This window comes from Geomonas agri (assembly GCF_020179605.1).
GTDB lineage: Bacteria > Desulfobacterota > Desulfuromonadia > Geobacterales > Geobacteraceae > Geomonas > Geomonas agri.
On the sequence record NZ_JAINZO010000001.1, the window covers coordinates 975147 to 999390 of the forward strand.

Annotated in this window: 19 protein-coding genes; all 19 read left to right on the plus strand. The window is 60.1% G+C overall.

Going from position 1 to position 24244, the window contains the following annotated elements; genetic code table 11:
- Nucleotides 1-223: 223 nt before the first annotated feature.
- The 19 genes from htpX to K7R21_RS04320 all read left to right on the plus strand — a co-directional run bounded on the left by htpX (nt 224) and on the right by K7R21_RS04320 (nt 24214).
- Entirely contained in the window at nt 224-1081 is an 858-nt protein-coding gene (gene htpX / locus K7R21_RS04230; protein WP_224982036.1) for a zinc metalloprotease HtpX, read from the plus strand.
- Nucleotides 1082-1231: 150 nt separating this feature from the next.
- Nucleotides 1232-1984 (plus strand): TerC family protein, encoded by a 753-nt coding sequence (locus K7R21_RS04235; protein WP_224982037.1) that lies wholly within the window; start codon nt 1232-1234, stop codon nt 1982-1984.
- Between the two features lie 164 nt (nt 1985-2148).
- Nucleotides 2149-2406, plus strand: a complete 258-nt coding sequence (locus K7R21_RS04240; RefSeq protein ID WP_224982038.1) for a hypothetical protein — start codon at nt 2149-2151, stop codon at nt 2404-2406.
- A gap of 114 nt (nt 2407-2520) precedes the next feature.
- Entirely contained in the window at nt 2521-3816 is a 1296-nt protein-coding gene (locus K7R21_RS04245) for a TolC family protein (RefSeq protein ID WP_224982039.1), read from the plus strand.
- Nucleotides 3813-5066: an efflux RND transporter periplasmic adaptor subunit gene (locus K7R21_RS04250; protein ID WP_224982040.1), complete on the plus strand. Its 1254-nt coding sequence runs from the start codon at nt 3813-3815 to the stop codon at nt 5064-5066. The genes K7R21_RS04245 and K7R21_RS04250 overlap by 4 nt, the downstream gene beginning before the upstream one ends.
- 14 nt (nt 5067-5080) lie before the next feature.
- Nucleotides 5081-8185: an efflux RND transporter permease subunit gene (locus K7R21_RS04255; RefSeq protein WP_224982041.1), complete on the plus strand. Its 3105-nt coding sequence runs from the start codon at nt 5081-5083 to the stop codon at nt 8183-8185.
- Between the two features lie 563 nt (nt 8186-8748).
- The gene (locus K7R21_RS04260) at nt 8749-9624 is read left to right on the plus strand and encodes a branched-chain amino acid ABC transporter permease (protein WP_224982042.1); all 876 of its coding nucleotides are present in this window, start codon (nt 8749-8751) and stop codon (nt 9622-9624) included.
- Between the two features lie 5 nt (nt 9625-9629).
- On the plus strand, nt 9630-10529 hold the full coding sequence (locus tag K7R21_RS04265; RefSeq protein WP_224982043.1) for a branched-chain amino acid ABC transporter permease: 900 nt from the start codon (nt 9630-9632) through the stop codon (nt 10527-10529).
- A 34-nt stretch (nt 10530-10563) separates the two neighbouring features.
- Entirely contained in the window at nt 10564-11337 is a 774-nt protein-coding gene (locus K7R21_RS04270; protein WP_224982044.1) for an ABC transporter ATP-binding protein, read from the plus strand.
- Nucleotides 11330-12031 (plus strand): ABC transporter ATP-binding protein, encoded by a 702-nt coding sequence (locus K7R21_RS04275; RefSeq protein WP_224982045.1) that lies wholly within the window; start codon nt 11330-11332, stop codon nt 12029-12031. The genes K7R21_RS04270 and K7R21_RS04275 overlap by 8 nt, the downstream gene beginning before the upstream one ends.
- A 1-nt stretch (nt 12032) precedes the next feature.
- Nucleotides 12033-12953 (plus strand): DMT family transporter, encoded by a 921-nt coding sequence (locus K7R21_RS04280; protein WP_224982046.1) that lies wholly within the window; start codon nt 12033-12035, stop codon nt 12951-12953.
- A gap of 127 nt (nt 12954-13080) precedes the next feature.
- Nucleotides 13081-13563, plus strand: coding sequence for a YbaK/EbsC family protein (locus tag K7R21_RS04285; protein WP_224982047.1), 483 nt, complete (start codon nt 13081-13083; stop codon nt 13561-13563).
- A gap of 67 nt (nt 13564-13630) precedes the next feature.
- The gene (locus tag K7R21_RS04290) at nt 13631-14998 is read left to right on the plus strand and encodes a sodium-dependent transporter (RefSeq protein WP_224982048.1); all 1368 of its coding nucleotides are present in this window, start codon (nt 13631-13633) and stop codon (nt 14996-14998) included.
- Between the two features lie 158 nt (nt 14999-15156).
- Nucleotides 15157-16068 (plus strand): EamA family transporter RarD, encoded by a 912-nt coding sequence (gene rarD, locus K7R21_RS04295; RefSeq protein ID WP_224982049.1) that lies wholly within the window; start codon nt 15157-15159, stop codon nt 16066-16068.
- Between the two features lie 82 nt (nt 16069-16150).
- The gene (locus K7R21_RS04300) at nt 16151-17596 is read left to right on the plus strand and encodes a sigma-54 interaction domain-containing protein (RefSeq protein ID WP_224982050.1); all 1446 of its coding nucleotides are present in this window, start codon (nt 16151-16153) and stop codon (nt 17594-17596) included.
- A 370-nt stretch (nt 17597-17966) separates the two neighbouring features.
- Nucleotides 17967-20981 carry an L-glutamate gamma-semialdehyde dehydrogenase gene (gene pruA / locus K7R21_RS04305; protein WP_224982051.1) on the plus strand — a complete coding sequence of 1005 codons (3015 nt, stop codon included), beginning with the start codon at nt 17967-17969 and terminating at the stop codon, nt 20979-20981.
- 304 nt (nt 20982-21285) lie between these two features.
- Nucleotides 21286-22230, plus strand: a complete 945-nt coding sequence (locus tag K7R21_RS04310) for a class 1 fructose-bisphosphatase (protein WP_224982052.1) — start codon at nt 21286-21288, stop codon at nt 22228-22230.
- Between the two features lie 135 nt (nt 22231-22365).
- Entirely contained in the window at nt 22366-22608 is a 243-nt protein-coding gene (locus K7R21_RS04315; protein ID WP_224982053.1) for a hypothetical protein, read from the plus strand.
- A 151-nt stretch (nt 22609-22759) separates the two neighbouring features.
- On the plus strand, nt 22760-24214 hold the full coding sequence (locus K7R21_RS04320; protein WP_224982054.1) for a sigma-54-dependent transcriptional regulator: 1455 nt from the start codon (nt 22760-22762) through the stop codon (nt 24212-24214).
- The last annotated feature ends 30 nt before the right edge of the window (nt 24215-24244 follow it).

Sequence of the window (24244 nt, forward strand, 5' to 3'; positions counted from 1 at the left end):
GCATAGGAAAAATTATATTTCAAATCGTTAAAGGGGAGTAGTTATCGGCCAGAGAAATGGTCGACCCGAGCTTCGTCAATACGGTCGCAAGACCCGGAGCCGGGACAGTAAACCTGTCAACAAGACCTTTATCCTGGTAACTAATGCCGAGGGTAAAGGTCTTTTTATTTACCCTCGGCCGAACCGAGTCCTTCGGGACATAACACTCGTAGAGGTAAATGTTATGCAAAGACTGAAAACGACTTTCCTGTTAGCTCTTCTCACCGTGCTCATGGTGACCATGGGGCAGGCCCTCGGCGGCCGCTCCGGGATGATGATGGCCTTCGTCCTTGCCCTGGGCATGAACTTCTTTTCCTACTGGTTCTCCGACAAGATCGTCCTGAGCATGTACGGCGCCCAGGAGATCGGCCCGCAGGACCACCCCATGTTCTACAACCTGGTGAGCAACCTGGCTGCGCGGGCCGGGCTCCCCATGCCCAAGGTGTACATCATTCCTTCCGACAGCCCCAACGCCTTTGCTACCGGGCGCAACCCTGAACACGCCGCGGTTGCCGCGACGGAAGGGATCCTGCGCATCCTTTCGCCTGAGGAACTTGAAGGTGTGATGGCGCACGAACTGGCCCACGTGCAAAACCGCGACATCCTTGTCGGTACCATCGCGGCCACCTTCGCTGGCGCCATTTCCATGATCGGCAACATGCTGCAGTGGGGCGCCATGTTCGCCGGCGGACGCGACGACGAGGAGGGGGGCGGCATCGGCGGCCTGGTCGGCTCGCTCGCCATGGCGATCATCGCTCCCATCGCCGCCATGCTGATCCAGATGGCTGTCTCCCGCTCGCGGGAATACCTGGCCGACGCCACCGGCGCCGAGATCTGCGGACGGCCGCTGGCGCTCGCCTCGGCACTAAGGAAACTGCACATGGGCTCGCAGGCGTTGCCCATGCAGGAGGCGCGTCCGGCAACGGCGCACATGTTCATCGTGAACCCGCTCACCGGCGGCGGCGTAATGCAGCTCTTCTCCACGCACCCGCCGATGGAAGATCGCATCGCGCGGCTTGAGCAGATGGCGGTGCGGCGGTAGAAGGTCGCTCCTCTCCGTCAATTACTCCTCCCCCTGGAGGGAGGAGGCTGGGAGGGGGGCTCACCTGCATTCCCCCTCCCTGTCCCTCCCCCTCCGGGGGAGGGGACCCAAGTGGCGAGGCTTACTTATTTCTTGAAGGAGAACCTATAAATGGACTGGCTTACCGACCCGCAGGTCTGGATGGCCCTGGTTACTTTGAGCGCGCTGGAGATCGTGCTCGGCATCGACAACATCATCTTCATCTCCATCCAGGCGAGTAAACTTCCGGCAGCACAGCAGGAGAGGGCGAGATTGACCGGCCTGGGGCTGGCCATGTTCATCCGCATTGCGCTGCTGTTCTCGCTCACCTGGCTCATGGGTCTCACAACGCCTCTGTTCAGCCTCCTCGGCAACGAGATCTCGGGCCGCGACCTGATCCTCCTCAGCGGCGGTCTCTTCCTGATCTGGAAAAGCACCCTCGAGATTCACGAAAAGCTTGAAGGGGAAGAGGTAGTGCATGCCGCCAATGTCGGCGCCACCTTCGGTGCGGTGATCGTGCAGATCCTGCTGCTCGACATCGTCTTCTCGCTCGACTCCATCATCACCGCGATCGGCATGGCCAGTCAGCTCTTCATCATGGTGGCCGCTGTGGTTATCTCCGTCGGCTTCATGATGCTCTTCTCCGGCAAGATCAGCGCCTTCGTGGAAAGGCACCCAACCATCAAGATGCTGGCACTGAGCTTCCTGCTCTTGATCGGCGTTTCCCTGATTGGCGAGGGCTTCGGGATGCACATCCCCAAAGGGTACATCTACTTCGCCATGGCGTTCTCGGTCATGGTGGAGATGCTGAACTTGAGGATGAGGCGGGGTAAGCCAGTCAAACTGCACGAGCCGCACCTTGACACCGAGACGAGGGGCGAATAGTATTCGCCCTTTTTGTCTTGACACTTTCTGCACTCATTCGTTATCTTCGCCGGCGCATGCGTAAGTTATTCCCTCTCAAATTTTTCTCTTTCCTGCTACTCGCAGTGATCGTTTGCACCTTTCTCAGCGGAGCCTGTGACAATGCGCACGCCCTGGAGCGCTGCGTGTCGGTCGCTGATTGCGTGCAAGCTGATTCCCATGTGGACCGTGGCTGCGACACCCCCGATTGCCCGTTGCAGGGGGAAGGCGACCATGATGACTGTGACTTCTGCTGTGACTGCGCCTGCCACATCTCAATGAGCGTCGGTCATTTCTCCCTCGACTACTATCCTGTTTTCACCACACTTCAGAGTTTCGACCGCTTTACCTTCTTACCCGAAGTATTCCTCTCCAAGTTCGTACCCCCGCAGTTACGCGCCTAGCACCCCTTTTACGGCCGTAGTACGTCCTTTGCCGGAGCCCGTTCTCCCGGCATGGTTGTGCCGTGGTCTGTCCTGTTTTCTTCACTTTTCCAACATGCATTCAGGAGGTTTTTCTTGGCAACAAACGCCTTCAGGGGCGCGCGCCTAGCCGTGGCCGTCGCTTTGTCTTTATTGTCAGCCGTACCCGTATTTGCCGAGCCTCAGCCGCTTTCGCTACAGCACGCAGTGGCAGCTGCGCTCACCAACAATCCGGAGCTCGCCTCTTTGCGCACAGAGGCCGGTGTCTTCGACGCCGCCTCGGTGCGTGCCGGCGTAATCCCCAATCCTACGCTGGAAGTGGAAGCCGCCACCGGCGCTCTCACCGGCAGCAGCGATGACAGCACCCTCTCCCTTGGTATCTCCCAGGAGTTCCTGCTGGGCGATAAGCGCCTCAAGCGCCGCACCGTCGCGGAGCGCGACCTTGCCGCCTACCGCTGGCAGGTAGCGGACCGCGAACGTTCTCTCAAGGAGCAGGTGCAGGCCGCATTCTTCGATGCGCTGCTCGCCCAGGAGCGGGTCGGCCTGGCCCGGCATTCCATAGAGCTCAATAAGCAACTGCTCCAGGTGGCGGTGGATCGCTTGGCGGCGGGGGATATCCCCGAACTTGAGATGTACCTGGTCAGGGTCGAGCTGGTTCGTAGCGAGGGCAACCTGATCGAAATGCAGCGGAGTCTGCTGGACACGAGGGCGAAACTGTTCGCGCTCATGGCCCTCCCGCCGACAGCGTCCCCGGATCTGAGCGGGACGTTGAACGGCAACGATGTTCGCCTCAAGGTGGTTGGGGACCTGAAGCAGGTCGCTATGCAGAACCGTCCCGACCTCAAGGCCCTGCATGCGGCGATGCAGAAGAGTGACGCCGAGGTCGAGCTCGCCAAGGCGGAAGGGATTCCCAGCCTTACCGTAGGGATCGCGTTGACCCGCGACACCTCATCCATGGAGATCGGTGGCGTCGAGGGGCGGGAAACCTCCTATACCATCGGGCTGAAGCTCTCGATGCCGATACCGGTGTTCGACCGGAACCAGGCCGGGCAGCAGGAGGCGCGGGCTAAACGCTCCAGCGCGGAGATCCGGCTGCAGGGTGCCACCGCGAGCGTGGAACGCGAGGTCGAGAGCGCCGATGCCAGCCTCGCTAACGCCGAAAAAGTGCTCTCTCTTTACCGTACTGACATCCTGCGCCAGCTCGATGAAAACCTGAAGCTGACCCAGGAAGCGTACCGGCTCGGTGAGGTCGGCATCCTGGCGGTGATCGAGGAGCAGAAGAAACATTTCGAGGTGAGCGACAGCTACCTGGCCGCGCTGCACGCCAGGCAGGTAGCTCTCAACAGACTGGAATCGGCCGTAGCCGCTGACATTAACGGAGGTGCGCAGTGAACAAGAAGGGAATCATCATAGGCTTAGTCCTCACCATCGCGCTCGGGGGCGGCGTCGCCTACCGGCTGATCAATACTCCCGGAGCGGGCGAGCATGCCGAGCATGCAGAAGCAGGACATGCAGAAGAGAAGGGCGCGCACGGCGAAGAGAAGGGCGGCCACGCCGAGGGCAAGGAAGAGAAAGGGCACGACGAGCACGGCGAGAAACTCGTGAAGATGGCCGTCGAGGTGCAGAAACAAAACGGGGTGACGCTCGCCGCGGCCAAGAAAGCGCAGATGCCTGGCGTCATCAGTGCGACCGGCAAGGTGGAGGCCAATGCCGACCGGATCGCGCACGTCTCCCCGCGCATTGCCGGGAAGATTGTGGCGGTGCGGGCATCGCTTGGCGACGGTGTAGGGGCAGGGCAGGTTCTGGCGACCCTCGACAGCGTGGAGTTGGGGGAGGCGTTAAGCCGCTACCACCAGTCCAAGACCAGGCTTGCCCTGGCCCAGTCCAACATGGAGCGCGTCAAGGCCCTGGTGGATAAGAAGATCGCCGCCAGAAAGGAGATCCTGCAGGCCGAGACCGACTACAAGACGGCCCAGACTGAACTGCATACCGACCAGGAGCGCCTTTCCCTCTACGGCGTGCCGGCCAGAGACCTGAAGGCGGACCGGAGGCCGCTGCTCCCGGTGCGCGCGCCGATAGCCGGCGTCATCACCGAGAAGCACGCCATCGTCGGCGAACTTTCCGACCCGGCCAAGAGCCTGTACACCATTGCCGACCTCTCGTCGGTCTGGGTGCTGGTGGACATCCACGAGAAGGACATCGCCAAGGTGCGCCGGGGGCAGAGTGCGACAGTTTCGGTTACCGCCTTTCCCGAGACCAAGTTCCGCGGCCGCATCACCTACCTGGCTGACGTGGTCGACGAGGCGACCCGCACCGTCAAGGCGAGGGTCGAGGTTGCCAACCCCGGCCGCAAGCTGAAGCCGGAGATGTTCGCAACCGTGGAGCTGGCTACCGCGGCGGATGCGGCGGCGGTGCTGGCCGTGCCCGAGGAGGCCGTCGTGGAACTGGAAGGGAAGAAGCTGATCTTCGTCGCGGAAGGGGACGCCGCGTTCGAGCCGCGCAAGGTGGAATTGGGGCGCGCTTCCGGCGGCATGGTTGAAATCCTCTCGGGCATCAAGGAAGGGGAGCGGCTTGCGGTGAAGGGGGGCTTCGTCCTTAAATCCGAACTGCAAAAGGGCGAAATCTCGGGGCACGACCACTAAGGAGACCAGCACCCATGCTTGAGAAAACAGTCGCATTCATGCTGAAGCAGAAGGGGATGGTCATCTTCCTTGCGCTGGCGATCGTCGTCTTCGGCTTCTATTCCTATCAGAAACTCCCCATCGATGCGTTCCCCGATGTCACCAACATCCAGGTCGAGGTGGTGAGCCACGCCGACGGCCTCTCCGCAGTCGAGATCGAGCGCAACGTTACCTATCCCATCGAGATGGCGATGCGTGGGCTCCCCGATATCGAGCAGCTACGTTCGGTGACCAAGTTCGGCCTTTCCATCGTGACGGTCGTGTTCAAGGACAACGTGGATATTTACTTCGCCAGGCAGCTGGTCTTCGAGCGCTTGGCCGAGGCGCGCGAGCAGGTCCCCAAAGGGGTCGAGGTTACCATGGGGCCGATCGGCACCGCCATGGGGGAGATTTACCAGTACACCTTGGAAGGGAAGGTGCCCCAGGAACCGGACGCAAAGCGGGCCTACCTGACCAACCTGCGCACCGTCCAGGAGTGGGTGGTGACCCCGCAGTTGAAGAGCGTCCCGGGCGTCAACGAGATCAACTCTTTCGGCGGCTACTTCAAGCAGTACCAGGTTGAGGTGTCCCCGGAGAAGCTGCTCAAATACCGCGTCACCGTGGCGGACGTGCACGACGCCATCGGCAGCAACAACAGCAACGTCGGCGGCAACGTGCTGGAGCGCGGCTCCGACCAGTACATCGTACGCGGCGTAGGGCTGATCCAGAGCACCGGCGACATCGAGAATATCGTCCTGAAATCCCAGGGGGGCACGCCGGTCTACCTGCGCGACGTGGCCCAGGTCAAGATCGGCGAGGCGGTACGCATGGGCGCCGCCGTCAAGGACGCCTCGGGCGAGGCGGTAGGGGGCATCGTGATGATGCTGCGCGGCGAGAATAGCCGCGATGTCGTCAAACGGGTGGCCGCGAAGGTGAAGGAGATCAACGAGAGCAACATGTTGCCCGAAGGCGTGAAGCTCGTGCCGTACTACGACCGCAGCGACATCGTCAAGGCGAGCGTGGGGACGGTGAACAAGGCGCTCGTCGAAGGCGCACTACTGGTCCTGGTGGTGCTCTACCTGCTGCTGAACAGTATCCGCGGCAGTATCGTGGTGCTCCTGGCGCTCCCCTTGTCCCTCCTGGCCACCTTCATCGTCATGAAGCTTACCGGCATCACCGCCAACCTCATGTCCCTGGGCGGTCTCGCCATCTCCATCGGCATGATCATCGACACCACCATCATCCAGGTGGAGAACGTGCAGCGCCACCTGAGTGAGGCGGGCGAGCGAGAGCCGAAACTGAAGACGGTGCTGAAGGCCGTGATGGAGGTGCGTAAGCCAAGCATCTTCGGGGAGTTGATCATCGCGCTCACCTTCATCCCCATCCTGACTCTGGAGGGGATCGAAGGGAAGATGTTCGGCCCCCTGGCCATCACCGTCGCCATCGCGCTGTTGGCGTCGCTGCTTCTCTCCATCTTCATAATCCCCGTGCTCTGCAGCATCATCCTGAAACCCCAGCCCGAGAAGGAGAGCCGCATCATGGCATGGGCTAAGGAACAGTACCTGCCGCTGCTGGAGTACGCGCTCAACCGCAGGAAGGTGGTGCTCGGCATCGCGGGGGGGCTGCTGGTCTTCTCGCTGTTCCTGGTCACCAGGCTCGGCACCGAATTCATGCCCATCATGGACGAGGGCTCCTTCGACATGGATATCGCCATGCTCCCCGGTGTCTCGCTGGCCAAGGCGCTGGAGGTGAACCAGCAGGCGACGGCGAAGCTGATGAAGTTCGACGAGTTGGATGTGGTGGTTGGGCGCATCGGCCAGACCGGCGTTGCCCTCGACACCCGCGGGCCCGACAAGACCGGTTACGTCGGCGTGTTCAAGCCCAAGGAGCAGTGGAAACGCGACATCTCCAAGGAGGAACTGACCAACGAGATGAGGGAGGCGCTGGAGACCATCCCCGGTATCAGCTTCGGCTTCAGCCAGCCGATCCAGTGCCGCATCGACGAACTGGTGGCCGGGACGAGAGCCCAGCTGATCGTGAAGCTGTTCGGCGACGACCTGGACGTGCTGCGCGACAAGTCGGCCCAGATCGCCAAGGTCCTCTCCACCGTGCGCGGGGGGACCGACCTCAACACGGAGAAGGTGTCCGGGCAGCCGTATCTCACCGTTGCCATCGACCGCGCCAGGATCGCCCGCTACGGGCTCAACATAAGCGACGTGCAGAACGTCATCGAGATCGCCGTGGCCGGCAAGGCCGCTTCCACCTTCTACGAGTCCAACCGCAGTTTCGACATCACGGTGCGCCTGCCCGAAGACAAGAGGAACTCGCTTGAAGCGATCCAGAACCTGCTTATCTCCACCAAGTCGGGGATGAACATCCCATTGGAGCAACTCGCCGAGGTGAAGATGGTGGAGGGACCGGTGCAGATCAGCCGCCAGGACGGGGTGAGAAGGATCGGCATCGAGATGAACGTGAGCGGCAGGGATATCGGGAGCTTCGTCGCCGAAGCCAAGCAGAAGATCAAGGACCAGGTCAAGCTCCCGTCCGGCTACTACCTCACCTGGGGCGGCCAATTCGAGAACCAGCAGCGCGCCATGAACAAGCTGATGATCATCGGCCCGGTGGCGGTCGGCCTCATCCTGCTGCTGCTCTACGTCACCTTCCGCTCGATCCGGTTGGCCCTGTTGGTGCTTTCGAACCTTCCCTTCGCGCTGATCGGCGGCATCTTCTCGCTGTTCCTGTCAGGCCAGTACCTGTCGGTGCCCGCCTCCGTGGGCTTCATCGTCCTCTTCGGCGTGGCGGTGCTGAACGGGCTTGTGTTGGTGTCGCGAATCGCGCAGTTGCGCGACGAGGGGCTCGGCCTAGGTGAGGCCGTGCGTCAGGGGGCGGTGGACCGGTTGCGGCCGGTGCTGATGACTGCATCGATTGCCATCTTCAGCCTCATGCCGATGCTCTTTGCCGGCGGGACCGGATCTGAAATTCAGAAACCCTTGGCTACGGTGGTGGTGGGGGGGCTGATTACCTCGACACTGCTTACCCTGCTGATCATTCCGGCGGTGTACGACTGGTTCGAGAAGAGATTGCCGGAAACAGAAATCTAGCTGGCAGTCGATAAGTTGAAAGATAGAAAGGGGACAGGCACCTGCGGAGCCAGTTCCTGTAGTAGCCGTATAAACAAGCTTATTGTCATGTAATTGTGCCGTGGACGACTCCTCCTCCGTCCACGGCACCTTTTTTTGTGCTCGCCAGATGTAATGATCGGAACTAGGCCCGCCTCGCGTATACGCTGCCCCTGCTACAAATTCAGCCGCTGTTTTAAAAATGACGACCTCAACGAAACATCCTCGGTCCCGCCGTAAAGTGGGGCCGTTTTTTGCCTTAATCAAAAGTTTAACGTTGCGAAACAGATTCAGCTGTTGTAAAGTGTCGCGCGGTCGAGGGTCAGGCCACTCATTAGAACCTCGGCTCTTGTTTTATTTTCGGCTTCGATTCCTTTTTACGAGAAGTAGCGCGTTTACCAATAGCTTGCTTATTTCCAAGTGCTTATGGTATACATCGTTAGCTATTCCTCTGTTTTATTTTGAGAAATTTTTAACCTTAGGTTTGCTCCCAGCAGCGGGATGCGGGCTTTTGGTCAGACAAATCCAGTCGGAAGGAAGTCGACATGTTCTTACAACAGCTAGTAAACGGCGTGGCCCTGGGGAGCGTCTACGCGCTCATCGCCCTCGGTTACACCATGGTCTACGGGATCATCACCCTGATCAACTTCGCCCACGGCGAGATCTTCATGGCGGGCGCCTTCATCGGCCTGCTGCTGGTCTCCGCTTTCAAGGTGAACGTGTTCGTCGCCATGGCAGGCGCCATGGTCTTCTGCATGATCATGGGTGTGATCATCGAACTTATCGCCTACCGCCCGCTGAGGAAGTCCTCCCGCCTTTCCGCGCTCATCTCCGCGATCGGCGTCTCGATCTTCCTCTCCTCGCTGGCGCTCATGGTGTTTGGCGCCGACGCCAAGGGTTTCCCCGACGGGGCTTTCCCTGTGCGGCAGATCAAGGTGGGTACCGCTGACATCTCCACCCTGCAGATCCTCATCATCGGCGTCTCCGCAGTCCTCATGATGGCCCTCGAGTTCATCGTCCAAAAGACCAAGATCGGCAAGGCGATGCGTGCTACTTCCGAGGACTACAACACCTCGGCCCTCATGGGTATCAACGTGAACCGCGTCATCTCCTTCACCTTCGCCCTTGGCTCCGCCCTCGCGGCCGCCGGCGGGGTGCTGGTCGGCGTACTCTTCAACGCGGTCTCCTTCAACATGGGCCTCATGGCCGGCCTCAAGGCCTTCGCCGCCGCCGTCCTGGGCGGGATCGGCTCCATCCCCGGCGCGATGCTGGGCGGCCTGCTGCTTGGCGTTTCCGAGGTCTTCGGCGTCGCCATCGGCTACTCGTCCTACCGTGACGCCATCGCCTTCACCATCCTGGTGCTGGTGCTCCTCGTCAAGCCGACCGGCCTCCTTGGTCAAAAAATCACAAAGAAGGTATAGATTCGATGGCAGACTTCCTGAACAGCTTGGTCGGCTCAGTCGACCCGTACATGTTGCAGATCCTCGTCAACGTCGGCATCGCTATCGTGCTGGCGCTGGGGCTTAACGTCATCACCGGCTTGACCGGCCAGCTCTCTCTTGGGCACGCCGCGTTCATGAGCATCGGCGCCTTCACCAGCGCCATGGTGACCATCAAGACCGGCCTTCCCTTCATCGCCAACCTCGCCGTTACCGGCGTGGTCACCGCCATCGTGGCCGCGGCGATCGGCTTCCCGATCCTGAGGCTCACCGGCGACTACCTGGCCATCTGCACCTTGGGCTTTGCGGAGATCGTCAAGGTCTTCTTCCTGAACTTCGAGCCTACCAACAAGGCGCTCGGCCTTACCGTGCCGCCGGCCAAGACCTCTATCCCGATGCCGATCTACGTCTGGGTGGTCGCCATCTTCGCTATCATCCTGGTCACCTTCGTGCAGAGCTCCCGTTTCGGGCGCGCGCTGAAGGCGATTCGCGAGGACGAGATCGCGGCCGACGCCATGGGTATTAACACGGCGCGCTACAAGATCCAGGCCTTCGCGCTGGGCTCCTTCATGGCAGGTATCGGTGGTGGTCTCTATGCCCACTTCCTGAGCTACATCAATCCCTCCGACTTTGGCTTCCTGAAATCGGTCGACATCCTGGCCATGGTGGTTCTGGGTGGCTTGGGCAGCGTCCCCGGCGCCGTGATCGGTTCCTCGGTGCTCGCCTCGGCTCCGGAGTTCCTGCGCTTCATGTCCCAGTACCGCATGCTGGTGTACGGCGCGTTGCTGGTGTTCCTGATGGTGTTCCGCCCCAACGGGCTCCTTGGTGGCGTCAACGTCACCGAACTGCTGCTGCGCGCGGTGGGCAGGAAGCCGGCTGGGAAGTAACTTACTCCAATAACTCACGAAACGAGAGTAACGCATGTCCATTCTGAAACTCGATAACGTCACCATCCGCTTCGGCGGTCTGGTCGCCGTAGACAAGGTAAACCTCGAGGTCGAGAAGGGGAGCATCATGGCCCTGATCGGGCCCAACGGTGCCGGCAAGAGCACCATGTTCAACCTGATCACCGGCATCTACACCCCGACCGAGGGGCAGATCTCCTTCATGGGTGAAAGCATCTCCGGCAAACCCGCTTTTAAAATTGCGGGTTCCGGCATCGGCAGGACCTTCCAGAACATCAGGCTCTTCACCCAGTTGACCGTGCTGGAGAACGTCCTGATCGGCGCCCATACCCAGGGGTCTTTCGACCTGACCGGTGCGGCCCTCAAGTTCCTCCCGTGGGTCCGTCGCGAGGAGAACGAGCTCAAGGAACTGGCCATGTCCTGCCTGAAGCAGGTGGACCTGACCCACAAGGCGTACGAACTGGCGGGGAACCTTCCCTACGGTGAGCAGCGTCGCCTCGAGATCGCCCGCGCCCTGGCCATCAAGCCGCAGATCATCCTCCTGGACGAGCCGGCTGCCGGCATGAACCCGCAGGAGAAGCAGGTCCTGGCCGAGATGGTCAAGGCGATCAGCGCCACCGGCGTCACGGTGTTCCTGGTCGAGCACGACATGAAGTTCGTCATGGGTATTTCGCACCGCATCGCCGTCCTCGACTACGGGGTCAAGATCGCCGAGGGCACTCCCGAGGAGATCAGGAAGAACCCGAAGGTCATCGAGGCATACCTCGGCAAAGGAGCAGCGGATGCTTAAGGTAGAGAATGTCAGCGTGAACTACGGCGCCATCAAGGCGCTGCAAAACGTTTCCTTCCAGATCAATCAGGGTGAGATCGTGGCGCTGATCGGTGCCAACGGTGCCGGCAAGACCACCATCCTGAACACCATCTCCAACATCGTCCCGTCCGTCGGCGGCAAGATCACCTACCTCGACAAGGAGATCACCAAGCTTCCGCCGCACGAGATCGTCAAGCTGGGCATCTCCCAGGTTCCCGAGGGGCGTCGCGTCTTCGCCAAGATGAGCGTGCTCGAGAACCTCGAGATGGGCGCCTACACGAGGAGCGACAACGAGGTCGCCTCCGACATGGAGAAGATCTTCCAGCGCTTCCCGCGTCTGAACGAGCGTAAGAAGCAGCCAGCCAAGACACTTTCCGGCGGCGAGCAGCAGATGCTGGCCATGGGCCGGGCGCTCATGTCCCGCCCGAAACTCCTCCTTCTGGACGAGCCCTCCATGGGTCTCGCCCCGATGCTGGTCGAGCAGATCTTCCAGATCATCCAGGAGATCAACGCCAGCGGCACCACCATCCTCCTGGTCGAGCAGAACGCCAACATGGCGCTCTCCATCGCCCACCGCGCCTACGTCCTCGAGACCGGCGAGGTGGTGCTGTCGGGCGATGCGAAGGAACTCGCCTCGAACCCCGAAGTGAGAAAGGCTTACCTGGGAGAGTAGGGTGTCTGACACCACAACCAAACCTTGGATCAACCCCTACCTGGCCATCCTGGTAGGGGTTTTTGCTGTCTCCTTCTCCTCCATCCTGGTGAGGGTCTGCACGGCTCCCCCCCTGGTGATAGCGGCCTACCGGCTCATCTTCACCTTCTGCTTCCTCGCGCCCTTCACGCTTTGGGGCGGCGCTCCTGCACTGCGCGGTATGACGGCGCGCCAGGTCGGCCTCTCCGCCGCCAGTGGCGTCTTTCTCGCGCTGCACTTCGTCACCTGGTTCATCTCGCTCAAGTACACCTCTATCGCCAGTTCCGTGGTGCTGGTCACCACTCAGCCGCTCTTTGTCGTGCTCGGTTCCTGGATCTTCTTCAAGGAGCGGGTGCCGCGCAAGGCGCTCTATGGATGCTTCCTCGCTTTCGTAGGAAGTGTCGTTATTGGTGCCACCGACTTCCAGGTGGGGGAGAAGGCTTTCATCGGCGACCTGCTGGCGCTTTTCGCGGCAGTCATGGTGTCCGGCTACCTGTTGATTGGCAGGAGACTGCGCCACGGCCTGCCGCTTACCGGCTATACCTTTGTCACCTACGGCGCCAGTGCCGTTACCCTAAGCGCCGCGGCTGCCGTCGGCGGTGTGCCGTTCTACCCGTACCCCGGGCAGGACTGGCTCATCTTTGTTGCACTGGCGCTGGTCTGCACCATCCTCGGGCACACCGTCTTCAATTGGGTGCTGCGCTACGTGCAGGCGTCCGTGGTTTCGGTGAGCATCCTGGGGGAGCCCTTGGGCGCCATCCTGTGGGCAGCGGTGTTCCTCGGCGAGAACCCGACCCTGCGCCAGACGATAGGTGGAACGATCATCTTCGCCGGGCTGTTCCTTTTCACGAGGGTGACAGCACAAGCTACAAACTTAAAACCTTTAGCCACGGAGAAAATCTGAGGACATCCGAGAGAAGCAAAACCTTTTAAGATTGCTCCAAACTTCTCAAATTTCTCGAACCTTCGCGCTGAGAGCGCTACGGCCCGCAAGCCTGGCCAATGGTTTGATTCTGACTTTGGAGGCAGCAATGGATTCATTTTTGAGTGGAAGCGCGAAACGGGTACAGGATGCACTGAACAGCTTCGGAATCGACTGCCGGGTCAAGGAGTTCGGCGAGAGCACCCGCACCGCGGTGGAGGCAGCGAACGCGGTCGGCTGCGAGGTCGGGCAGATCGTCAAGTCGCTGGTGTTCCGCGGCAAGGAGAGCGGTAAAGCGGTTTTCGTCGTGGCAAGCGGTGCCAACATGGTGAACGAGAAGGTGTTGGCTGCACTGATGGGCGAGAAGATCGAGCGGGCAACGCCGGACTTCGTGCGCGAGCAGACCGGCTACGCCATCGGCGGGGTTTCCCCGGTGGGACATCCGGCACCGCTCACCACCTTCATCGACGAGGACCTGCTCGGCTACCAGGAAGTATGGGCTGCCGCCGGCACACCTAACGCGGTCTTCGCGTTGACTCCGGAACAGCTCTGCCACATCACCGCAGGGCAGGTCGCCGCCATTAAAAAGTAGAGAGCAGTCGCGGCAATGCTGCCGCTAATTTACCAAGGGAAGTAGAGCAAAGGACACAGGCAACGACATGCAAAACGTAAAAGTAACCAAGGCACGGGACAGTTTCACCTCTGGTTTAGGAGTCATCGCTGCGACGCTCGGTTCGGCGGTAGGCTTGGGCAACATCTGGAAATTCCCCGCGCTGACAGGTCTCAACGGCGGGGCCGCATTCATCATCGTCTACCTGCTCTCGACCCTGATGGCGGGCCTCGTGGTCATGGTCGCCGAGCTCATGCTGGGCCGTCGCTCGAAGTCGGACGCGCTCACCACCTTCAAGGTGCTGCATCCCAAAAATGAGAGCTGGGCGCTGATCGGTGCGGCGGGCGTTCTTTCAGCTTTCCTGATCCTTGCCTTCTACACCGAGGTGGCCGGGTGGGTCTTCGCCTACATCTTCAAGGCGGCTTCCGGCAGTATCCTTTCCGCTGACCCGAAGGTCACCTCCGCCGGCTTCGAGAAGTTGATCACCGACCCGGTGCAGTCCGTATTCTGGCAGTGCCTGGTGCTGGTCTTCGTGGGCGCCATCATCATCGCCGGTGTTTCCAAGGGGATCGAGAAGACCACCAAGCGCCTCATGCCGGTGCTGTTCCTTATCCTGGTCATGATCGGCGTCAGGAGCCTGATGCTTCCCGGCGCCGCGGCCGGCCTTGAATTCCTGTTCCGCCCGGACTTCTCCAAGGTGACCGGGGCCGTCGTCCTGACTGCCATGGGACTTGCCTTCTTCAAGCTCTCCGTCGGCATGGGCACCATGATCACCTACGGCAGTTACTTCCGTGATGACCAGAACATCCCGATGACCGCGCTGCGCGTCATGCTGGCCGACCTCACCGTCTCCATCCTGGCCGGCATCGCCATCTTCCCGGCTGTCTTCACCTACGGCTTCAAGCCGGAAGCCGGGCCGTCGCTGCTCTTCATCACCATTCCGGCTGTGTTCTCCCAGATGCCGTTCGGCAACGTCTTCGTGGTGCTCTTCTTCGTGCTCGGCGCCATCGCCGCCACCGGCGCCATGCTTTCCATCCTCGAAGTTCCGGTTGCCTACCTGCACCAGCGCTTCGGCATGTCCCGTTTTAAATCCACCGTGCTCACCGTGGTCCTGCTGGCCCTGATTGGTTCCACCGCCGCGCTTTCCAACAGCACCCTGGCCAACTTCAAGTTGTTCGGCATGACCATGTTTGACCTCTATGACTTCGTGACCTCGAACTTCCTGATGCCGGTGGGCGGCCTGTTCATCTGCCTCTTCGTCGGCTGGGTCTGGGGCGAGGAGAAGGTGAGGGCGGCATTGTCCAACGACGGGCAGTTGCAAAACGGCGCCATCATCAGTATCTTCTTGTTCCTGGTGAAGTACGTGGCCCCCATTACCATTACCGTCATCCTGCTGCGTGGCCTCAAGGTCATCTAGGATCAAGTAGGTCACCCCTCGCCTCTGGTTCTAGTTCCCTTCCCTGGAGGGGGAGGGCTAGGGAGGGGGACGGGTGGCATCTTGCTAGCTTGGGTTTTCCCCCCTCCCAACCTCCCCCCTCCGGGGGGAGGAGTAGACGGTCCAAGGACATCTGGTACATGAGCAACCTTCCCGAAAATACTGAGCTCACTGCCGCACAAAAAAGCCGCCAGGGCGTCATCTACGGCCTGGCGGCTTACCTTTGCTGGGGCTTCTTCCCGGTCTACTTCAAGAGCGTCAAGATCGTCCCGCCCTTGGAGATGGTGTCGCACCGGATCGTCTGGTCGCTCGCTTTCCTCGTAATCCTCATTTCCTGGAAAGGCGCCTGGCCTGCGACCATCGAGGTGTTGAAACGCCCGAAGTCGCTGGCGGTTCTTTTTGTCACCACCATCCTCATTGCCACCAACTGGCTGGTCTTCATCTACGCCATCAGCGTAGGCGAGGTGCTTCAGTCGAGCCTCGGTTACTTCATCAACCCGCTGGTCAACGTGCTGCTCGGGTTTATTTTCCTGCGGGAGCGGCTGGAGCGCCCGCAGTGGATCAGTCTCGGCCTTGCCTTCACCGGCGTTCTCTATCTTGCCATCCAGTACGGCAGCATGCCGTGGATCTCGCTACTCCTTGCGCTCTCCTTCGGGCTCTACGGGCTGATCCGCAAGGTGCTGCACGTTGAACCGCTGGTCGGTCTCACCGTCGAGACGCTGCTCCTCATGCCGTTCGCGCTCTTCTACCTGGTGCAACTGAACCAGAAGGGGACCGGTATATTCCTCACTCACGGCCTTACGTTGGATATGCTGATCCCGATGTCCGGCGTGGTTACCGCTATTCCCTTGCTGCTCTTTGCCGCCGCCGGGAAGAAGCTGCGTCTGGCCACCATTGGCTTTCTGCAGTACATCACGCCCACCATGCATTTCCTGCTCGCCATCACCCTCTTCGGTGAGACCTTCACCCACACCCACCTGATCAGCTTCCTGTTCATCTGGGCCGGGCTGGCGCTGTATTCAGTTCACGCCTATCGCTCTATCAGGGGCTGATTCAGTACTCTGGTATTCCTTGTTGCATATTGAATGCATTTGTGCATAATGGTCGCCGGCGCTACTTTTGCCGGAGGTTTTTATGACTGAAGCTGTAACTGAGACGCTGGGATCACTCGATCTGGAGGAGATGGCGCGGCAGATGCGCGCTTTCCAGGACCTGACGCGGGAACTCGATGCCATCATCGACTCGTCCTCGGACGGGCTCTGGATCTGCAACGCTGACGCCGTGGTAATCCGCATCAATCCTGCGTCGGAAAGGATCAACAACATTACCGCTGCCGAGGTTATCGGCAAAAATATGCACGAGCTGCTGGACCAGGGCTTCATCGACCGCTCCGCTGCACTCGAGGCTTTGACCACGGGCAAGGTGGTGAGCCAGTTACAGAACCGGCAGGGGCGCAAGCTGATCTCCACCGGTACGCCGGTGCTGGATGCCAACGGCCAGGTGATCCGGGTCGTGGTCAGCGAGCGGGACGTCACGGAAATCGACAACTTGCAGCGCGAGCTGGAGGAGCAGGAGGCGCTTCGGGACCAGTTCCGCAGCCATATGCTGGAGATGCAGCAGGCGGATCTCGCCTCGCGCAGCGTCATCGCCCGCAGCCCGCTCATGGTCAACGCGTTGAAGCAGGCGCTCAAGGTGAGTGCAGTCAATTCGACCGTTTTGATCCTGGGTGAGTCCGGCGTCGGTAAGGGGCTCATCGCGGAGCTGATTCACAAGAATTCCAGTCGTGCCGATAAGCCGCTCATCGAGATCAACTGCGGAGCTATACCAGAATCCCTTATAGAATCCGAGCTGTTCGGCTACGAGAAGGGGGCTTTCACCGGTGCCCAGGTTAGCGGTAAACCGGGCTATCTCGAACTTGCTGACGGCGGGATCCTGTTTCTCGACGAGATCGCGGAGCTGCCGCAGGCCGCCCAGGTTAAGTTGCTCAGGTTCCTGGAAAACGGCCGCGTGGTGCGGCTCGGGGGGACCAAGGCCCGCACGCTCGATGTCAGGATCCTGGCGGCAACGCACCGTAATCTTGACCAGATGGTCAAAGAGGGTACCTTCCGGCTCGACCTGTACTACCGGCTGAACGTCATTCCGATCCACGTGCCGGCCCTCAGGGAGCGGCGCGACTGCATCCTGCCGCTGGTCCGGCATTACGTCGATCTGTTCGGCGCGCGCGATTCCATCCGCAAGCGTCTGACCCGCGCCGCCTCGGACGCGCTCCTTGCCTACGATTACCCCGGCAATGTCAGGCAGTTGATGAACATCTGTGAGAGGCTGGTGGTCATGACGGAAACAGACCTTATCGATGTCAAGGATCTGCCTGCCGAGATCGCCGCGGGCGGGGTGCAGGCTGTCGTGGCCGGCGGTATGTGGCACGATGAGGTGACCTTGCAGGAGACACTGGATAAGGTGGAAAAGGCTGTCCTCGAAAAAGCGCTCGCCACGCACGGCAACCAGGTGCGCATGGCGGAGGCGCTGGGGGTAAATCAGTCGACCATCGCCAGGAAGCTGAAAAAGCACGGCATTGCCTAGTAGTTAACTCCTCCCCCTTCACTAAACCTTCCCTCCCTCACCCTCCGGGAAGGGGATGTACTAGTTGAGTATGCATTGCTGCATAAAACTCTCTTGGCTCTCCGCTCGCAGGTCCCTTCGATCATCTACCTCCCATTTCCCCTCCTTTAAATCCTTTTGTCTCACTCATTACCTTCCCTTCCATCAATGTTATAATACTTCCGGCTGTTTAGCCGGTTAACACGCATTTTCTGACTGCTGTTCCGATCCTGCCGGCCGCCATCACGTCTCCAGCAAGAACGAAATCGTATACTAGATGGCACAGCTTGTGCTCTAGCTTTACACGTTTATGATTTCCTCTTGGAACAACCTGTAATAAAGGAGCCTTTGGATGAACAACACCGAACTGAACAACAGAGTTATTGCACGGGGCAAGGAGTTCTTCTCCACCATCTCCGGTGAAAAGCCGTCCCTCTTCAACAAGGGGGCCTGGATGGGCAAGGTGATGGACTGGAGCATGCAGAACGAAACCTTCAAGATCCAGATGTTCCGCTTTGTCGACGTCTTCCCGTCTCTTACCACCGGCAAGCTCCTTACCGACCACATTCGCGAATACTTCGGCGAAGAGAAGGATATGCCGCCGGTTCTCTCCACCGGCGCCAAGGTTGCCGGCATGCTCGGCTCCTTCGGTGGGGCCGTGCTGAACAAGTTCCTCACCACCAACATCCAGGAGATGGCCCGCCAGTTCATCGTGGGCGAGAACACCAAGGAAGCCATCAAGAACATGGAGCGCCTGAGGAAGGACGGCTTCGCGTTCGTCGTGGACGTGCTGGGTGAGGCGACGCTTTCCGAGAAGGAAGCGGACATCTACATGAACACCTACCTTGAGCTGCTCGACTCGCTCAAGAAGGAATACAAAGACTGGAAACCGCTGCCGGGCAAGGGTGGCGACAGCAACCTCGATTGGGGCCACGCACCGAAGGTCAACGTCGCCGTCAAGCCGACCGCACTCTTCTGCCTTGCCAACCCGCAGGACTTCGAAGGCTCCGTAGTGGCCATCCTGGACCGCGTCAGGAAGATCGCCCAGAAGGTCATGGAGCTGGACGGCTTCCTCTGCATCGACATGGAGTCCTACCGCCACAAGGACATCATCATCGAGGTGTACAAGCGCCTTAAGCTGGAGTTCCCCAACTACGACCAGTTCGGCATCGTACTCCAGGCTTACCTGGTGGACACCGACAAGGATCTCCCGGAACTCCTCACCTGGGCGCGCCAGAAAAATGTGAAGATCTCCATCCGCCTGGTGAAGGGCGCCTACTGGGATATGGAAACCGTCAAGGCCAAGCAGAACGACTGGGCGATCCCGGTCTGGACCATCAAGGCAGAGTCCGACGCCGCGTACGAGCGCCAGGCCAAGATGATCCTGGAGAGCTTCGACATCTGCCACTTCGCCTGCGCTTCCCACAACATCAGGACCATCTCCGCGGTCATGGAGATGGCCAAGGAACTGAACGTTCCCGACGAGCGTTACGAGTTCCAGGTGCTCTACGGTATGGCCGAGCCGGTCAGAAGGGGCATTCTCAAGGTTGCTGGCCGTATCCGTCTCTACTGCCCGTACGGCGACATGGTGCCGGGCATGGGTTACCTGGTGCGCCGCCTGCTGGAGAACACCGCCAACGAATCCTTCCTGCGCCAGAGCTTCGCTGAGGACGCGCAGATCGAGCGCCTGCTCGAGGACCCGGAGGTCACCGTCCAGCGCGAGCGCGCTGCACGCGCCGCCGCCAAGAAGCCGGAAGCCAAGGGGCCTGGCGGTCTGAAGCCGTTCTACAACGAGGCCATGGTCGACTTCACCCGCGCCGATCACCGCGCCGCGTTCCCGAAAGAGATCGCCGACGTGAGGAAACAGCTCGGCAAGACTTATCCGCTCTTCATCAACGGTAAGGAAGTGAAGACCGCCGACACCATCCCGTCGGTGAACCCGAACAAGCCGTCCGAGACCGTCGGTGTTATCTGCCAGGCCGGCACCAAGGAAGTAGGCGATGCCATCTCGGCAGCCAAGAAAGCCTTCCCGGCATGGCGCGACACCGAGCCGAAAGACCGCGCCCAGTACCTGATCAAGGCTGCCGCCATTGCCCGCCGCCGCATCTTCGAACTCTCCGCATGGCAGGTGCTCGAAGTCGGCAAGCAGTGGGACCAGGCTTATGCCGACGTCTGCGAGGCGATCGACTTCCTCGAGTACTACGCCCGCGAGATGATCACCCTGGGCACCCCGAAACGCGTGGGCAACGCTCCGGGCGAACTGAACCACTACTTCTACGAGCCAAAAGGCGTCGCCGCGGTCATCGCACCGTGGAACTTCCCGCTGGCCATCAGCCTCGGCATGACCTCCGCCGCCATCGTGGCCGGGAACTGCGTCGTGTTCAAGCCCTCCGGCCTCACCTCGGTCATCGGCTACCACATCGTGGAACTGTTCCGCGAGGCGGGCCTGCCGGAAGGCGTCTTCAACTACACCCCGGGCCGCGGCTCGGTCATGGGCGACTTCCTGGTGGACAGCCCCGACGTCTCTCTGATCGCCTTCACCGGTTCCATGGAAGTCGGCCTCAGGATCATCGACCGCGCCGCCAAGGTCTACCCGGGCCAGGAGAACGTCAAGAAGATCGTCTGCGAGATGGGCGGCAAGAACGCCATCATCATCGACGACGATGCCGACCTGGACGAGGCGGTACCGCACGTGCTGTACTCCGCCTTTGGCTTCCAGGGGCAGAAGTGCTCGGCCTGCTCCCGCGTCATCGTGCTCGACGCAGTGTACGACAAATTCGTCGAGCGCCTGGTCTCCATGGCTCAGGCGACCCTGGTCGGCCCCTCCGAGGACCCGGCCAACTACATGGGCGCAGTCGCTGACGACAAGGCGATGAAGACCATCAAGGAATACGCCGAGATCGGCAAGAAGGAAGGGCACGTGCTCTACGAGAGCAAGGTGCCCAGCGACGGCGGCTACTACGTCCCGATGACCATCATCGGCGGCATCAAGCCGGAGCACAGGCTCGCCCAGGAGGAGATCTTCGGACCGGTCCTGGCCGTGATGCGCGCGAAAGACTTCGACCAGGCCATCGAGTGGGCCAACTCCACCAAGTTCGCCCTGACCGGCGGCGTCTTCTCCAGGAGCCCGGAGCACTTGGCCCAGGCCCGTCGCCAGTTCCGCGTCGGCAACCTGTACCTGAACCGCAACAACACCGGTGCTCTCGTCGGCCGCCAGCCCTTCGGCGGCTCCAAGATGTCCGGTGTCGGCACCAAGGCGGGCGGGCACGACTACCTGCTGCACTTCATGGACCCGAGGGTGGTCACCGAGAACACCATGCGTCGCGGCTTCGCACCGGTCGAGGAGGACGACGACTGGGTCGCATAAGCTGGCAGGGAAGGGCGAATGATTATTCGCCTCTACAGAAGCAACTGAGGTAACCATGGCGCCTGCACTTTTTATGAGTGCAGGCGCTTTTTAATGTCCGGACTCACCCTCACAATTTCTCCTAAATTTGCACAGCGTGAGCGTGGGAACTCATAACCTATTGCTCTCACTATGTGGTCAATTTTGTTTACCAAGTGGCCTCTTCAGGTTTACCGATTTCACCCTTTTTTTGCTTGATTTGTCCCCTTTTTTGACATACTCTACCGGGTCGTAAAATAATTTTAATTTAATCTTGGAGGGACCTATGCCTGCTGCACCGGGAACGTCGAAATTCCAGATTGAACTGCGCCGTCATCTGCGCGGTCAGAACATCAGCGACAACCTCGTCCACCTCATCTGTGAGATAGCTGAGGCCAGCAAATACGTCATCAACGCGGTGCGCACCGGTGACCTGGGCGTCGCCGGTACCTCGAACCTGTACGGCGAGGAGCAACTCGCCCTCGATGTGCTCTCCGACCGCATCATGAGGAAGCGCCTGATCCACTCCGGCGTGGTCTGCAACATCGCCTCCGAGGAGATGGACGAGATCTACCAGGCCCAGGCGAGCGCCGACGGCCTCTACTCCGTCGCCTACGATCCCTTGGATGGTTCCTCCCTTGTGGACGTGAACCTCGCCGTCGGCACCATCGTCTCCATCTACGAGGGGTGTGATCTGCTCCAGCCGGGCCGCAACCAGGTCGCCGCCATGTACATCCTCTACGGACCGAGGGTCTCCCTGGTCTATACCGTGGGCGACGGCGTGCACGAGTTCACCATGAACAACCTGATGGAGTTCACCCTGACCCGCGAGAACATCAGGATGCAGGAAGAAGGGAACATCTACGCCCCCGGCGGCTTGAGGAACAAGTACAACGACGGCGACGAGAAGTTCATCCGCCACCTGGAAGCCAAGGGGTGCAAGCTGCGTTACTCCGGTGGCTTCGTGCCCGACATCAACCAGGTGTTGATGAAAGGGAAGGGACTCTTCATGTACCCCGCGCTCAAGGGCTCGCCCAACGGCAAGCTGCGCGTGCTGTTCGAGCTCAATCCGATGGCGTTCATCGTCGAGCACGCCGGCGGCGCCGCCAGCAACGGTAAAATCCCTATTCTCGACATCGTTCCCGAGTCGCTGGACCAGAGGGCGCCGATCTACATCGGCTGCAAGGCCGACGTCAAGATTGCCACCGACTTCCTGGTCGAATCGGCGTAGGAACAGATCGCTGCTGCATCATTTGTCAACGGGTAGTTTTTTGTTGTAGGATTAATCGCCCTGAAAGTAATTTCTGCTAAAGTTGTCACGCGCCAGGGCGATAAAAGTATTGACCGCAATTCTTAGAGGTAAGAAATGGATACTAGTACCAAAAGGTTGTGCAGCGAGATTCAGCTCTTCGATCTGTGCGATCTCGACACGTGCACCTGCAAGGAAGGGCGTTTCTGCACCAACCCCGTCATCCTGTCTCGCTTCGAGGCCATTAAGGAAGAGGATGACCGCCCGCAGTACCTTGCGGACGAGTTTGATGAGGAAGACGAGGAAGCTGACGACCTTGACGCATTCGGTGATGACGATTACGAAGACGACGACCAGTAATCGTTTCGATCTTTTGAAGTAAACCAAGAGAACCGCTTCTCCAAAAAGGGCGGTTCTTTTGCTATCATCTTGCGTAACTGGTAGAGACTTTACTACGCCCGCCTTGGCAAAAGGTCGGTGCGGATTATAATAGCCCATCGGGAGGGCGGCCATGCCTGCTAAACTGCTTATTCTGGATGACGATCACGACATCCTGCTCATGCTGAAGACTATCTTCACGGGCGAGGAATACGAACTGCTGCTGGAAAGCGACAGCGAAGGAGCATTGAAGCGCGTCATCGCTGATCGTCCCAACGTGGCTATCATGGATATCAGCCTCCCCCAGAAGTCCGGCATCGAGGTGCTCAAGGAAGCCAAGAAAATCGATCCCGGCCTCGCCGTGATCATGGCAACCGGCTACAAGACCACCCAGAATGCCATCGAGGCTATGAAACACGGTGCCTTCGACTACGTGACCAAGCCTTTCGACATGAACAAGCTGAAGGGGGCGGTCAAGAAGGCGCTGGAGTGCAACCTCCTGAGCCGCAAGGTGCGCTACACCAAGGAACGCCCCCAGGCCGAGGAGGATCTCACCGAGGACCTGATGATCGGTTCCTCCCCGGAGATGATCGAGATCTGGAAAATGGTGGGGACCGTTGCCGATTCCGACGCCGCCGTGCTTATCCAGGGCGAATCGGGGACCGGCAAGGAACTGCTGGCCCGTGCCATCTACAACAACTCCCGCCGCAAGAACCGCCCCTTTCTGGCGGTCAACTGCGCGGCGCTCCCCGAGGCACTGCTCGAGTCCGAACTGTTCGGCCACGAGAAGGGGGCCTTCACTGACGCCCATTCCCGCCGCATCGGTAAATTCGAACAATGCAACGGCGGCACCATCTTCCTCGATGAAGTCGGCGAGATGAGCCCCGCCAACCAAGGCAAGTTCCTGCGCGTTCTCGAGAACCAGGAGTTCGAGCGGGTAGGGGGGAACGAGACCATCAAGGTCGACGTCCGGGTCATTGCCGCCACCAACCGTTCGCTGTTGACCTCCGTCAAGGAGAAGTCCTTCCGGATGGACCTCTTCTACCGTCTGCGCGTGGTGAACTTTTTCCTGCCGCCGCTGCGGGACCGGATCGAGGACATACCGCTCCTGGTCGACCTCTTCGTCAAGAAGTTCGCTAAGAAGTACGGCAAAAACGTAAAGGGGGTGGCCCCCGAAACCATGGCACTCTTGATGAACCACCAGTTCGAGGGGAACATCAGGGAACTGAAGAACGTCATCAACTCGGCCGTGGTCTTCTGCCGTGGCGACATCCTCGTGCCCGGCGACTTCGAGTCGTTCCTGACTGCCAAGGCCGGTTTCAAAGAAGTGGACCTCGATGTGGTAGGGGATGATTACTACGAGGTATTCTGGAGCATGCTGGAACCTGTTTTTGATGGCATCTGCCAGAAAAACAAGGGCGCCATCTACGAGAGCGTCAACATGGGGCTTGAGAAGGCGCTGATCCACATGGCGATGGAGAAGAGCAACAACAACCAGGTTTTCGCTGCCAAGCTGCTCGGCATCAGCCGCAACACGCTGCGCGACCGACTGGAGCGCTACCGGATCGGGACGGGCGAGCAGGCCTAGAAGCCTGGTGGTAAGAAATGAATAAGAAGA